Source organism: Mesorhizobium sp. RCAM 05104 (genome assembly GCF_059683645.1).
This window is the reverse complement of the sequence record NZ_CM185033.1, coordinates 4,079,546-4,092,701: the sequence shown is the minus strand read 5'-3', so window position 1 is coordinate 4,092,701 and position 13,156 is coordinate 4,079,546. Positions and strand designations below refer to the sequence as shown.

At 62.6% G+C, this 13,156-nt stretch carries 11 protein-coding genes and 1 tRNA gene; 6 read left to right on the top strand and 6 right to left on the bottom strand.

Going from position 1 to position 13,156, the window contains the following annotated elements; all coding sequences use genetic code 11:
* Window positions 1-48 precede the first annotated feature (48 nt).
* Window positions 49-2,103 carry a M3 family metallopeptidase gene (locus tag AC56QP_RS20040; RefSeq protein WP_489858391.1) on the top strand — a complete coding sequence of 685 codons (2,055 nt, stop codon included), beginning with the start codon at window positions 49-51 and terminating at the stop codon, window positions 2,101-2,103.
* Between the two features lie 54 nt (window positions 2,104-2,157).
* On the opposite strand, the gene AC56QP_RS20035 is transcribed toward AC56QP_RS20040, so the two are convergent.
* From AC56QP_RS20035 to AC56QP_RS20020, 4 genes are all read right to left on the bottom strand, one after another.
* Complete coding sequence (locus AC56QP_RS20035; RefSeq protein ID WP_489858392.1) at window positions 2,158-3,636, bottom strand: M81 family metallopeptidase; 1,479 nt, start codon at window positions 3,634-3,636, stop codon at window positions 2,158-2,160.
* A 150-nt stretch (window positions 3,637-3,786) separates the two neighbouring features.
* Window positions 3,787-4,611, bottom strand: a complete 825-nt coding sequence (locus AC56QP_RS20030) for a carbohydrate ABC transporter permease (protein ID WP_091576114.1) — start codon at window positions 4,609-4,611, stop codon at window positions 3,787-3,789.
* Window positions 4,608-5,477, bottom strand: coding sequence for a carbohydrate ABC transporter permease (locus tag AC56QP_RS20025; RefSeq protein WP_489858393.1), 870 nt, complete (start codon window positions 5,475-5,477; stop codon window positions 4,608-4,610). Before AC56QP_RS20025 ends, AC56QP_RS20030 begins: the two co-directional genes overlap by 4 nt.
* A gap of 92 nt (window positions 5,478-5,569) precedes the next feature.
* The gene (locus AC56QP_RS20020; RefSeq protein WP_489858394.1) at window positions 5,570-6,802 is read right to left on the bottom strand and encodes an ABC transporter substrate-binding protein; all 1,233 of its coding nucleotides are present in this window, start codon (window positions 6,800-6,802) and stop codon (window positions 5,570-5,572) included.
* A gap of 181 nt (window positions 6,803-6,983) precedes the next feature.
* On the opposite strand from AC56QP_RS20020, the gene AC56QP_RS20015 reads away from it, so the two are divergent.
* The 3 genes from AC56QP_RS20015 to AC56QP_RS20005 are packed head-to-tail and all read left to right on the top strand — an operon-like array spanning window position 6,984 to window position 9,716.
* Window positions 6,984-7,754 carry an SDR family NAD(P)-dependent oxidoreductase gene (locus AC56QP_RS20015; RefSeq protein WP_489858395.1) on the top strand — a complete coding sequence of 257 codons (771 nt, stop codon included), beginning with the start codon at window positions 6,984-6,986 and terminating at the stop codon, window positions 7,752-7,754.
* Window positions 7,755-7,756: 2 nt separating this feature from the next.
* Complete coding sequence (locus AC56QP_RS20010) at window positions 7,757-8,824, top strand: ABC transporter ATP-binding protein (protein ID WP_489858396.1); 1,068 nt, start codon at window positions 7,757-7,759, stop codon at window positions 8,822-8,824.
* 10 nt (window positions 8,825-8,834) lie between these two features.
* Entirely contained in the window at window positions 8,835-9,716 is an 882-nt protein-coding gene (locus tag AC56QP_RS20005; RefSeq protein ID WP_489858397.1) for a MurR/RpiR family transcriptional regulator, read from the top strand.
* Between the two features lie 30 nt (window positions 9,717-9,746).
* On the opposite strand, the gene AC56QP_RS20000 is transcribed toward AC56QP_RS20005, so the two are convergent.
* Complete coding sequence (locus AC56QP_RS20000) at window positions 9,747-10,070, bottom strand: DUF167 family protein (RefSeq protein ID WP_489858398.1); 324 nt, start codon at window positions 10,068-10,070, stop codon at window positions 9,747-9,749.
* Window positions 10,071-10,083: 13 nt separating this feature from the next.
* The gene (locus tag AC56QP_RS19995; protein ID WP_091576245.1) at window positions 10,084-10,374 is read right to left on the bottom strand and encodes a YggT family protein; all 291 of its coding nucleotides are present in this window, start codon (window positions 10,372-10,374) and stop codon (window positions 10,084-10,086) included.
* Window positions 10,375-10,535: 161 nt separating this feature from the next.
* Here AC56QP_RS19995 and AC56QP_RS19990 point away from each other — a divergent pair.
* Together AC56QP_RS19990 and AC56QP_RS19985 are read left to right on the top strand one after the other, a co-directional pair.
* Window positions 10,536-10,611 (top strand) — tRNA-Ala (locus tag AC56QP_RS19990).
* 305 nt (window positions 10,612-10,916) lie between these two features.
* Complete coding sequence (locus AC56QP_RS19985; protein WP_497100399.1) at window positions 10,917-13,136, top strand: putative bifunctional diguanylate cyclase/phosphodiesterase; 2,220 nt, start codon at window positions 10,917-10,919, stop codon at window positions 13,134-13,136.
* The last annotated feature ends 20 nt before the right edge of the window (window positions 13,137-13,156 follow it).

The following is a 13,156-nucleotide window of genomic DNA, read 5'->3' as shown; positions in this document are numbered from 1 at the left end:
GGTGGTGCCCCCGCGCCCTTCCCTCGCCCGCCAATCGAAAGACAGCCAATGCCTGCCACGAAAACCGTCGACCTCGCCACCCATCCGCTGACCACGTGGCAAGGGCCTCTCGGTCTGCCCGATTTCGCCCATATCGGCGACGACGACTTTTCCCCGGTCTTCGACGCGGCGCTGAAGGCGCATGAGGCCGAGATCGACGCGATCGCCGGCAACAAGGATACGGCAACCATCGAAAACACGCTGCAGGCGCTGGAACTCGGCGGCGACGCCCTCAACCGTGTCTCGTCGATCTTCTGGTGCCGCGCCGGCGCCCATACCAACGATGCGATCCAGGCCCTGGAGCGCGACATCTCGCCAAAAATGTCCAGGCATTTCTCGGCGATCTCGATGAACGAGAAACTGTTCGCCCGCATCGACGACCTCTACCAGCGCCGTGAGAGCCTGAAGCTCGACTCTGAGACGCTGCGCGTGCTGGAGAAGACCTGGAAAGGCTTTGTCCGCTCGGGCGCGAAGCTTGATGCCGAGGGCAAGAAGCGACTGGCCACAATCAACGAGGAACTGTCCTCGCTCGGCACCAGTTTCGGCCAGAATGTGCTCGCCGACGAGCGCGACTGGGCGCTGTTTCTCGACGAGGCGGACCTTGCCGGCCTGCCCGATTTCCTCAAGAGCTCGATGGCCGAAGCCGCCGAAATGCGTGGCCAGAAGGGCCGCTACGCCATCACCCTGTCGCGCTCGATCTACGAGCCGTTCTCGACCTTCTCGGAGCGCCGCGATCTGCGCGAGATCGCCTTCCGCGCCTTCACCATGCGCGGCCAGAACGGCGGCACCACCGACAACACGTCGGTGGTGCGCGACATGCTGAAGCTGCGCGCCGAGAAAGCCAAACTTCTCGGCTACGGCTCCTTCGCCGCGCTCAAGCTCGACGACACCATGGCCAAGACGCCGAAGGCGGTGCACGCGCTGCTTGATCCGGTCTGGAAAAAGGCGCTGGAGAAAGCAGCCGCCGACCAGACTGAGCTCCAACGGCTGGCGACGGAGGCCGGCAGCAACGAAAAATTCGCCGCTTGGGACTGGCGCTTCTACCAGGAAAGGCTGCGCGCCGAAAAGTTCGCCTTCGACGAGGCCGAACTGAAGCCCTATCTGCAGCTCGACCGTGTCATCGACGCCTGCTTCGACGTGGCGACACGGCTGTTCGGCATCACCTTCGAGGAGAAGCAGGGCATCGCCGCCTGGCACCCAGACGCCCGCGTCTTCGTCGTCAGGAATGCCGACGGCAGCGAGCGCGGCCTGTTCCTCGCCGATTATTTCGCCCGGCCGTCGAAGCGCTCCGGCGCCTGGATGAGTGCGCTGCAATCGGGCTATCGTCTCGGCCATGGTTCGAAGCCGGTCATCTACAACGTCATGAACTTCGCCAAGCCGCCGGCGGGCGAGCCGGCGCTGCTGTCGGTCGACGAGGCGAAGACGCTGTTCCATGAATTCGGCCACGCGCTGCACGGCATGCTGACCGACGTCACCTGGCCGTCGGTCTCCGGCACCTCGGTCAGCCGCGACTTCGTCGAACTGCCCTCGCAGCTCTACGAGCACTGGCTGACGGTGCCGGCGGTGCTGGAAAAGCACGCACTGCATGTCGAGACCGGCAAGCCGATGCCCAAGGCGTTGCTCGACAAGATGCTGGCGGCGCGCACCTTCGGCGCCGGCTTCGCCACGGTCGAGTTCACCTCCTCGGCGCTGATCGACATGGCCTATCACGCGCGGCCGGACGCGCCTGAAGCGCCACTTCGTTTCGAAGCCGAAACGCTTGAAAACCTTCACATGCCGGACACCATCGCCATGCGTCACCGCACCCCGCATTTCGGCCATGTCTTCTCAGGCGACGGCTATTCGGCCGGCTATTACTCCTACATGTGGTCGGAAGTGCTCGACGCCGATGCCTTCGCCGCCTTCGAGGAGACCGGCGACCCTTTCAACCCGGCGCTGGCCGAGCGACTGAGGCAGAACATCTACGCCGCCGGCGGCTCGAAGGACCCCGAAGAACTCTACACCGCGTTCCGCGGCAAGATGCCGTCGCCAGAGGCAATGATGGTCAAGCGCGGGCTGGTGTGATTAGCGATCTCCCCCCTCGTGGGGGAGATCGACAGCTTTTGACCTCGGCGCCTCTTATTTCACCGCCCACGGATCAGCCACCCGCGGCCAGATCGGCCGCGTCAGCTTTGTGTAGTTGGTCGCCGCCGGATTGCTTGGGTATGAACTGGGCGCCGAGACATAGATGATCTCGGCGGCGATCGGCACGAAGCCGGCGTAGAAATGATTGGTCGACTTGATCAGCAGGACATCCTTGGCCAGCGGATCGACGCCGAGATTGACGAAGATATCCGGTTCGAAGGTCTGCGTGCGGTTGGTGTTGAGGATGATGTCGACCTCGGTGCCTTCGATGCGAACCAGCGCCGTCGGCCCCAATGTCACCCGGCTTGGCCCGAAACTCTGCCAGCCCTCCGCAACCGCCTTCAGCACCTTGACCCGCGCGTCGATCGGCTCGCCGGCCTGCGGCCCGGCCTTGCCGCCGAAACGCAGGTCGATGACCGCGCCTTCGCCTGCCGCCAGGCAGAAGGTCACCGCGATCGGATCCCATATCGTCGCGACGCCGACATTGTTCAGGCCACGTGCCAGCATCTGACGCAGCACGACGGTGCCGTCGCCGGGGACGCCCCCGCCCGGATTGTCCCAGATGTCGGCGATCACCACTGGCTTGCCCGGATTTTCAGCGCGCACGGCCAGCGCCCGGTCGATGCCGGCGGCGGCGCTCAGCATGGTCATCGCCGTCTTTTCACGAAGATCGTAGAGCTCACGCCCCAGCCGTTCCGCCAGCGCATCGCCCTTGGCCTTGTCATTGTCGGTAACGACCAGGATACGTGTGCCCATCTCGGCGACGTCGGCCGCCATGAAGCCGTGAATGACGGAGACCGACAGCACGCCATCCTTGCCGTGCAGCGCCTTGATGCGGTCGACGAAGGAACGCATCGGCTCGCGGCTGGTCGGCAACACCTGGATCATGCGGCAGTCGAAGGTCGAAATGACAGGCTTGATCTCGCCGCGCGCCGCCGCGAGGCCAAGCTCGACGACATGTTCGCCACGCTCGTAGAAGTCGGTGTGCGGGAATTCGAGGAAATAGGCCATGATGTCCGATGCCGCCACCCGCTTCGGCGTCAGATGGCTGTGCGGATCAAGCTCCGAGGCAATCACCACCCGCGGACCCACCATCTCGCGGACGCGCTCGAGCAGATCGCCTTCGCAATCGTCATAGCCTTGCGCCACCATCGCGCCATGCAGGCCGAGGATGACAGCATCGACCGGGAGCGCCGCCTTGAGCTGGCCGAGGATCTCGTCGCGCAGCGCCTCGTAGGTCTGCCGCTGCACCAGGCCGCCCGGCTCCGCCCAGGTGGCCGTGCCTTCGATGACGGTGAGGCCTTCGGCGGCCGCGCGCCGGCGCAGGGCGACCATCGGCGAGGAGCACAGCGTCGGCGTTTCCGGGTGCTTGCCGGGGCCTGCATAAAAGGCCATCTCGAACGAGGCCCGATCGGTCGGCACCGGCGAGAAGGTGTTGGTTTCCGTCGCCAGCGAGGCGGTGAAGATGCGCATTTTCAGAAATTCCGCTTCGCTCTGATCAGTTCGTGGTTGTTGCGGCTGGGCATGTAGACGAGATCGTCGGCCGTGGCGACAGGGGCGCGTGCGATGACCCGGACACATAATTGTGTGACATCAAGAACTCCGTTCGGCATGAATGCGCGGCTACTTGACCGCCCCGAGCGCCAGCCCGCGAACGAGGTAGCGCTGCAGCCAGATGAACAGGATGGCCACCGGCAAGGTCGCCAGCAGCGTCGCGGCCATGACGTGGTGCCATTCGATGGTGTAGCGGCCGGCGACCAGTGAAAACACCTGGATCGGCAAGGTGTAGCTTTCCTGGCTGCGCAACATGGTCAGCGCCACGACGAATTCGTTCCAGGCATTGATGAAGGTGAAGATCGCTGTCACCGCGATCGCCGGCAGGCAGAGCGGCAGGAACACCTTGCGCAAGGTCAGCCAGCGGCCGGCACCCTCCATCCACGCCGCTTCCTCGAGATCGCGCGGAATGGTGTCGAAATAGCTCTGCAGCATCCACACCGTGAAGGCGACGTTGAAGGCCATGTAGATGAAGCCAAGCGCGGTGGTGCTCTCGACCAGTCCCCACGCCGCCATCAGCCGGAACAGGCCGAGCACCAGCACGATCGGCGAGATCATCTGCGAGATCAGCAGGAACTGGCGCAAGGCGCCGTAGCCGGCAAAGCGAAAGCGCGACATCGCATAGGCCGCCGGAACCGAGATCAGGATGGCGCCGACGGTGGCGATGACAGACACATAGAGCGAATTGACCAGCGCCTGACCAAAGCCGGTCGCCACCCACATGTCGGCGAAGTTCGACCAGCGGAACTCGCTCGGCCACCAGGTTGGCGACAGCACCTCCTGTCTTGGCTTGACCGCGGTCAGGAACATCACGGCAAAGGGAAAGATCGTCACCACGATCAGCGGCGCCAGCAGCAGCCAGGCGATGACAGAACGCTTGAGCTTGCTCGTCATGCGCGTTGCTCCCGCATTGCCAGCCGCACATAGATCATGGTGAAGACCAGCAATATGGCAAACATCACCAGCGACACCGCCGATGCCTCGCCGAGTTTGCCGATGCGGAAGGCCAGCTTGTAGAGGTGGGTGACCAGGATGTCGGTCGAGTTGGCCGGCCCGCCTTGTGTCATCACCCAGATGATCGGGAAGGAGTTGAAGACGTAGATGGTGTTGAGCACGATGGCGATGTTGATGAACGGTTTCAGCAGCGGAAAGGTGATCTCGCGGAACTGCTGCAGCGGCGTCGCCCCTTCGAGCGCCGCCGCCTCGTAGAGATCGTCCGGGATCGACGACAGGCCGCCGAGGAAGATCGTCGTGGTGAACGGCACCGTCACCAGGATGCCGATCAGCACCTGCATGGGAAAGGCCGTCTCCGCGCTGGCCAGCCACTGGATGTTGTGGTCAATGAGGCCGAGGCCGATCAGCGCCGAATTCAGCATGCCGCTTTCGCCGCTCAGCGCCCAGCGCCAAACCACCGCGGTCATGGTCAGCGACACCGCCCAGGGCAGCATGATGATGACGCGGGCGATGCCCCTGCCGTAGAAATCGGTATTGAGGATCATCGCCACCGGGATCGACAACAACAGCGCACCGCCGACGACCAGAACGGTCCACTGGCCGGTGCGCCAGAGCGCGGCGATGAAATCGGGATCGGCGGTGAGCGCCGAGAAATTGGCGAAGTCGTTGAGTTCGCGAAGCTGGCCGAAGCGGTTCACGTCATGCGTCGAGATCTGGATCAGGTCCCAGACCGGCCAGAAGATGACAACTGCCGCCAGGAGCAGGCTGGGCAAGGTCAGGAGATAGGGCAAGAAACGATTTTGCATCGGCTGACCTGGTGTGGCGAATTTGGAATTCGCTTCAGGGAGACGTGGCGCGCCCGGTCGTCGGGGCGCGCCACGGGCGCGGGAGAGACGTCCTATTTCTTCAGCACGGCGTTGGCCTTGGCCGCGGCGTCTTTCAAGCCTGCCTCGGGGTCGCCGCCGAGATAGATCTTCTGCATGGCGTCGGAGGTGATCTGCGCGACCTCCTCCCAGCCCGGGATGATCGGCGCGAAGCGGGCGTCGGGCAGCAGGGCGGTGAACGCCGCCAGATCGGCATTGTTCACATAGTAGTCCATCTTGGCCTCTTCCTTGTTGACCGGCAGGAAGCCTTCGCCTTGGGTGAACTTGGCGCGCTGCTCCGTGGTGAACAGGAAATCGAGCAGCTTCCAGGCCTCGTCCTTGTTCTTGGAATTCTTGAACATGATGATGGAATCGGTGACGCCATAGGTGCCGCGCGCGCCGGTCGGTCCGGCCGGAATGGCCGCCACCCCGTATTTCAGCTTCGGCGCCTCGTCCTTGATCTGGTTGGACAGGAAGGGCGCGGTGATCATCATGCCGACCTTGCCCTGCTTGAACAGGTTCTGCACATCCTCGCGGTTGTTGGAGGTGACGCCCGGCTCGGTCAGGCCTTCATCGATCATCGACTTGTAGAGCTTGGCGGCTTCAAGCGCGCCCGGCGTGCCGAGGCCGGAGGTGCCGTCCTTGTTGAGGATTTCGGTGCCGTAGGACCACATCGCATAGTAGTAATAGACGTCGGTCTCGATCTCCTTGCCCTGCAGGCCGAAGCCGAAGGTGCCGGACCCGAGCGCCTTGATCTTGCGCGCGTCTTCCTGCAGCTCGGTCCAGTTGGCCGGCGGATTGGCGATGCCGGCTTTCTCGAACAGCTCCTTGTTGTAATACATGGCGCGCGCCGAGGCCGCGATCGGCAGGCCGTAGGTCTTGCCCTCCATGATCGAGGGCGACAGGAACGTGTCGATGAAGCGGCCCTTGAAATCGGGCGTGATGTAGCTGTCGAGCGGCTCGGCAACGCCCTGCTGGACAAAGTCGATCAGCCAGCGTGTGCCGATGATCGACAGGTCGGCATTGGTGCCGGCGGTGATGTCGGTGGTCAGCTTCTGCAGCAGCACGTCCCACGGCACCACTTCGAACTTGACGGTGATGCCAGGGTTCGCCGCCTCGAAATCCTTCTTGACGCTGTCGAAATAAGGGCCAGTCTTGGCGCTGTATTCGGCGACGGTGACGCGCACCTCGCCCGCATTGGCCTGCGCCGCGAATGCCAGCATGCTCATTCCGGCCATCAGGCCGACAGTCCATTTTGCAAGGCTCATTTGATGTCTCCCATTTTGATTTCGCGCCTGTGCGCCTCTTCGCTACCCGAGCAGAAGATTTATGTGACTTTCCTACATTATCGATGATTTCAAGGCTTGCAAGCGGATTATCCTGTTGCTTAATTACATTTACAGGACTAGGCCTGACGTGATCCGTCACAATCCCGGAGGATGAGGCGCGGTGGTTTCGAAAGCCGAGTTCGAAGGCAAGACTGTCGTGGTGACCGGCGCGGGCGGCGGCCTCGGCACGGCCATCGTGGCTTTGATGGCGCAAAGGGGCGCCAGGGTCGTCGGCTGCGACCAGTCGAGCGAAGCGTTGAAGAGCCCGCACCTTGCCTCCCGCCACGTCTTCGATCTTCTCGCCCGGGATTCGATAGCGGCGGCGATCGGCGCCATTCTCGAGAGGGACGGCGTGCCTGACATTCTCATCAACAACGCCGGCTGGACTCGCGCCGAGACGATCTCCGCGCTCACCCCCGACAAGATAGAGCAGGAACTCGATCTCAATCTGACCGGCGTGATGACTTTCGCCGACCCGCTGGTCAAGGCAATGGCCGGGCGCGGCTCAGGCAGTGTCGTTTTCATCTCGTCGGTCAATGCCATCGCGCATTTCGGCAACCCTGCCTACGCCGCAGCCAAGGCCGGCATCAATGCCTATGCGAAGGCGATCGCCGTCGAGCTTGGCCGCAGCGGCCTGCGCGCCAATGTCGTGTGTCCGGGTTCCATCCGCACCGCCGCCTGGGACCACCGCCTTGCCAAGGATCCCGAAATCCTCGGCAAGCTGCAGCGGCTCTATCCGCTCGGTCGCATCGTCAACGCTTCTGAAGTGGCGGAAGCCGTCGCCTTTCTTGCGTCCGATCGCGCATCGGGCGTAACTGGCGTGGTGATGCCCGTGGATGCGGGACTGACGGCCGGCTGCCTGCCATTCATCGACGACATTCTGGGAGCGTGATCATGACGGACGTCGAGTTCCGCGACCTGTCGAAATCGTTCGGGCAGCACAAGATCCTCGAGAACATCAGCCTCGACATCAAGAGCGGCGAGTTCGTCGTTCTGGTCGGGCCATCCGGCTGCGGCAAGTCGACCTTGCTGCGCATGCTGGCCGGCCTGGAGACAATCACCTCCGGCGACCTGCTGATAGGCGGCGTGCGCGCCAACGAACTGCCGCCGCAGCAGCGCAACATTGCCATGGTGTTCCAGTCCTATGCGCTGTTCCCGCACCTGAAAGCGTCGGACAACATCGGCTTTGGCCCGAAGATCCGTGGCGAAGCCCGCGCCGCGATCGACCAGAAGGTCAAGAAGGCGTCGGGCGTCCTCAATCTCTTCTCCTATCTCGACCGCTACCCCCGCCAGCTATCCGGCGGCCAGCGCCAGCGCGTCGCCATGGGCCGCGCCATCGTGCGCGAGCCATCGGTGTTCCTGTTCGACGAGCCGCTGTCCAACCTCGACGCGCAACTGCGCGTGCAGATGCGCGTCGAGATCAAGGCGCTGCACCAGCGGCTGAAATCGACCATCGTCTATGTCACCCACGACCAGATCGAGGCCATGACCATGGCCGACCGCATCGTGGTGATGGACCGCGGCAGGATCCAGCAGGTCGGGGCGCCGCTGGAGCTATATGACCGGCCGGCCAACAAATTCGTCGCCAGCTTCCTCGGCTCCCCGTCGATGAGTTTTGTTTCCGGGGCGCTCAAGACGACGCCTGGGAAAACCTGGTTCGAATCGGCTGGCGGCGGGCGGCTTGCGCTTGTCGGCAAGACGGTGCCGGCGGACAGTGCGGTGGAAGCCGGCATCCGGCCCGAGCACTTTATCATCGGCGAGGCTGTCGATGCGATGGCGATCAAGGTGGATGTCGTCGAGCCTACCGGCTCCGAAACCCATGTCTATGGCGCCATTGGCGCCGATACCGTGCGCGCCGTGTTCCGCGACAGGGTACCGGTCAGGCCGGGTGACCTGCTGCCGGTGACCGTCGATCCCGGCAACATCCATCTGTTCGACAAGGCGACAGGCCTGCCGCTATGAAAACACACGCATGAAGACGCCGGCCGACATCATCACCCGCCTGCAACTGATGTCGCAGGACGGAACGAAGTCGGACCGCAAGCTCGCCGGCTTCGTGCTTGCCGACCTCGACTTCGTCTCCAAGGCGGCGATCTCGGAAATCGCCGCGCGCGTCGGTGTCAGCGAGCCGACAGTGACGCGGTTCTGTCGCAACCTCGGCTGCGAGGGCCTGCGCGACTTCAAGTTCTATCTGGCGCAGGCCATCGCCATCGGCGGCCAGTATCTGTCGCCGGAGCCGTTGAGCCGCGACGCGCGCGAGCAGCGTATCGCGTCGGCCATCACGGAAGCGGCGATCGCCGCCATCCAGCGCTCCAGCGAGAATCTCGACATGACGACGCTTGTCGGCGTCGCCGCGCGGATCGCTGTCTCCGGCAATGTGCTTTGCATCGGCTCCGGCGGCATTTCGTCGATGATGGCGACGGAAATGCAGAACCGGCTGTTCAGGCTGGGCATGTCGGTGGTGGCGCAGATCGACGGGCAGCTGCAGCGCATGTACGCCGCCGTTGCCACGCCCGACACAACGCTGGTCGCCTTCTCGGTTTCCGGCTATGCGCGTTCGGTCATCGATGCCGTGCAGGTCGCCCAGCAATATGGCGCCACCACCGTCGCCATCACGGCGCCGGACTCGGCACTTGCCAAGGCGGCCGACACGGTGATCCGTTTCCAGCCCTTGGAAGACGGCAACATCTACAAGCCGACATCGTCGCGCTATGCCCTTTTGGCGATCGTCGACATGCTCGTCACCTCGGTCGCCGAGACGCGCGGACCAAAGGTTCTCGAGAATCTGCGCCGCATCAAGCAGAGCGTGAACACGTTGAAGGTGGACGATCCGCGCTTGCCGCTCGGCGACTGAGCACCGGCTGGGCCTGTCAGGACGGTTGGACTAGCTGCCGGACCGCGCGACGAGTGCGTCGATGCTCTCCGCCAGAGCTCGCGGCTCGCCTGAAATGCGAAGCGTCTTCAGGCGGCTCGTGCCGCCGGCGACCACCGACACCGCCGACGCCGGCACGCCAAGTGCCTTGGCGAGCAACTTTTGAAGCGCTGCATTGGCGGCGCCGTTTTCCGGCACGGCGCGGACGCGGGCCTTCAGATGGCTTCGCCCGTCCGCCGAGGTTTCAACGCCTTCGAGCCTGTCCAGCGCGGCCTTCGGCGTCAGCCGCACAAACAGGTCGACACCGCCATCGCGCAAGCGAAACGGTTGGCTCATGAACCCGCCGGCCTCAGACGACCAGCGACAGCACGGTGGTGAGCAGGAACTGCCGGAGGAAGAACAGGATCAACAGCAGGATGATAGGCGAAATGTCGATGCCGCCAAGGTCCGGCATGAAACGGCGGATCGGCCGCAACGCCGGCTCGGTCAGCCGGTAGAGCATGTTGCCGATGCTGCCGACGAACTGATTGCGCGAGTTGACGACGTTGAAGGCGTAAAGCCAGGAAAAGATCGCCGAGGCGATGATGACCCACCAGTACAGGTCAAGCGCCATGACGATTGTTTGAATGAGGGCGATCATGCCGGTCTCCAATTGTTGCCGACCATGTAGCCATTGCGCGCCAAACCGGCAAGGGCCGCCTTCCGCCACCCGCCAGCCTGGCGTTGGGCGGCCGGAGATTTCCACGAAACGCCGCCTTGACAGAAAACCACCGCGCCCGATAAATGCGCCATCCGCTGGACGGGGCTGTAGCTCAGCTGGGAGAGCGCGTCGTTCGCAATGACGAGGTCAGGAGTTCGATCCTCCTCAGCTCCACCAGCGGAAATATCCCAACACCTGAAAAGACTCGCCATTTACTGAGCGTCGCTTTTGGTCGCGCATAACCGCCCTCCCAAAGACGGGCCGCTCGCGTTTTGCGATATGGGAACCGGGGGCGGGGTTAGGCTAGGCATCATTGGCCGCTTTCGCGATTCCCAGCGAGCGCCGGCTTGGCCCGTCAAAAAGATCCGACCGCTTATCCTATGAACCTCCACGTCAATGGCGTCGGAGGCGTGTGCTTCAAATCGTGCTCTCAGCGCCGTCACGTTAAGAGTATGGAAGCCGTTGAGAGTTAGATATATCACATGAAACTGCCCCGACACTCGAACGAACCCACCCTTCGGCTCTTTCTGCTGCGAATGGCTATGCCCATCATTGGGTTAACGCTACTCATCGCAATCGCAACCACGGGGCTTCTGCTATGGTCCACGATTCAGACCGACAGCGTTGCCGTATCGCGGCAGCAAAGCCTGGTTGCCCTGATTGTATCCAAGCTGGAAAGCGGAGTCGCACATGACCAGGAGAGCGTTACAGTCTGGGACGACGCGGTAACGGCGCTGCGCAAACGGGACGACAAGTGGGTCGACATCAATCTAGGCAGTTGGATGCACACCTACTTCGGTCAAGACGAGATCTACATTCTCGATCCAACTGATGCGCCTGTCTACGCATCGATAGACGGTTCGAAGGCCGACCCTGGCAGCTACACTTCCATAAAGGGAACCACCGGACGCCTTGTTGAGGACCTCAGGGCGAGGCTCAAACGGGGGGATACCGAAGGCGTCTCGGAGCAAGTTCTCACGATAGGGGTTGCCGACTTGGCCATCGTCTCGGGCCACCCTGCCATTGTCAGCATAAAGCCGGTCGTGTCCGACAGCGGCAACATCGCCCAGGTACAGGGTGAGGAATTTCTGCACGTTGCGATCCGATTTCTCGATGGCAATCTCGTCACCTCCTTCAGAAAAGACTATTTTCTGGATGGTGCGCGATTCTCCTGGGTAAATTTACAATCCTCGGCCGAGACATCTTATCCCCTCCATAGCAGGTCTGGTTCGACTATCGGTTTTTTTGTGTGGCAACCATATCGCCCTGGAGCTTTTGTGCTCTTCCAGCTGGCCCCTATTCTTATCACTTTGTTTGGGCTGGTCTTGGGCGGCGTCATTTTGGGCCTGATCGCCTTTCGCAGACGGAGTTTGAAGTTGAGAGAATCCGAGGACCGGATTTTTCATCTCGCACACAATGATCTGCTCACGGCCTTGCCCAATCGCGGCCAGTTCAACGAACGACTGGCCGATGCCCTGATGCGTCTACCCTCGACGGGCGAACAGCTCGCCATTCTTTACCTCGACCTCGACCGATTCAAGCAGGTGAATGACAGTTTTGGCCATCCGGCGGGCGATGAGTTGCTCAGAGAGTTCGCCGATCGGCTGAGGCGGCTAACCACGGAAGCGGACACCGTCGCCCGCCTGGGCGGCGACGAGTTCATCATCATCCGACGCTCGGTCGGAGGGGAAGATGATGTCAAGGCTTTGTGCGACCGGCTAATCGAGTCCGCCCGCCGGCCGTTCGAAGTCTCAGGGATGCAAGTCTTTATTGGCTTGAGTGTCGGATGCGCATTTGCTCCCAAGGATGGGTTGGATCAGGTCGAACTGGTGAGGAAAGCCGACACGGCGCTCTACCACGCCAAGGCTGCGGGTCGCAGCAGCTACGCCTTCTTCGTGCCGGAGATGGACCAGACGCTGGCGATGCGAAAGGGCCTCGAGCAGGAGCTGCGCAAGGCGCTGGAAGTGCCTGGCGCAATCCAAGTCCACTACCAGCCGCTCTATACGGCCGATACGAAGGAGATAATAGGCGTCGAAGCGCTGGCCCGCTGGTCCCACGCGGATCGCGGCTGGGTCCCCCCGGACCTGTTCATACCCTTGGCCGAGGAAACGGGGTTGATCGATCAGTTGGGCGAACTGGTCCTGCGGCAGGCGTGCCGCGATGCGGCCAATTGGAAGATAGACACCCTGGCCGTGAACGTATCGGCCTTGCAACTGAACAATCCGGCTTTCGCAATGAAAGTGACCGGCATCTTGTTGGAGGCGCAAATGGATCCGCGGCGCCTCGAATTGGAAGTAACAGAAAGCGCACTTTTGGAACGCCGGACCGAATGCAAGCATAACATCGAGGCGCTGCGCCACATCGGGGTGCGCTTCGCTCTCGATGATTTTGGCACCGGGTTTTCGTCATTGGGGCGCCTGCAGACCCTGGAAGTCGACAGGATCAAGATCGACCGGAGCTTCGTGCAAGGCTTCGGCCGCTCGAATGGCGACGAGGCAATCGTTCAGGCGATTATCGACCTGGCGCGCGCTACTGGCCTTAGCACCACTGCCGAAGGCGTTGAGACCGAGAGCCAATGCGATTATCTGCGCGAGCTCGGCTGCGACCAGCTTCAAGGCTTCCTGCTCTCGAGGCCTGTGCCGAAAGTGAGACTTCAAGAGCTGCTGGATGAGGAAGTTTTATCCCGACGCGCTTCCGCATGAGACGAACGGGTTGACGTACG

Excerpts from the sequence above, each read along its gene's own strand:
- AC56QP_RS20040 (WP_489858391.1), top strand. The coding sequence starts at position 49 with ATGCCTGCCACGAAAACCGTCGACCTCGCCACCCATCCGCTGACCACG.
- AC56QP_RS20035 (WP_489858392.1), bottom strand. The coding sequence starts at position 3,636 with ATGCGCATCTTCACCGCCTCGCTGGCGACGGAAACCAACACCTTCTCG.
- AC56QP_RS20030 (WP_091576114.1), bottom strand. The coding sequence starts at position 4,611 with ATGACGAGCAAGCTCAAGCGTTCTGTCATCGCCTGGCTGCTGCTGGCG.
- AC56QP_RS20025 (WP_489858393.1), bottom strand. The coding sequence starts at position 5,477 with ATGCAAAATCGTTTCTTGCCCTATCTCCTGACCTTGCCCAGCCTGCTC.
- AC56QP_RS20020 (WP_489858394.1), bottom strand. The coding sequence starts at position 6,802 with ATGAGCCTTGCAAAATGGACTGTCGGCCTGATGGCCGGAATGAGCATG.
- AC56QP_RS20010 (WP_489858396.1), top strand. The coding sequence starts at position 7,757 with ATGACGGACGTCGAGTTCCGCGACCTGTCGAAATCGTTCGGGCAGCAC.
- AC56QP_RS20005 (WP_489858397.1), top strand. The coding sequence starts at position 8,835 with ATGAAGACGCCGGCCGACATCATCACCCGCCTGCAACTGATGTCGCAG.
- AC56QP_RS20000 (WP_489858398.1), bottom strand. The coding sequence starts at position 10,070 with ATGAGCCAACCGTTTCGCTTGCGCGATGGCGGTGTCGACCTGTTTGTG.
- AC56QP_RS19995 (WP_091576245.1), bottom strand. The coding sequence starts at position 10,374 with ATGATCGCCCTCATTCAAACAATCGTCATGGCGCTTGACCTGTACTGG.
- AC56QP_RS19985 (WP_497100399.1), top strand. The coding sequence starts at position 10,917 with ATGAAACTGCCCCGACACTCGAACGAACCCACCCTTCGGCTCTTTCTG.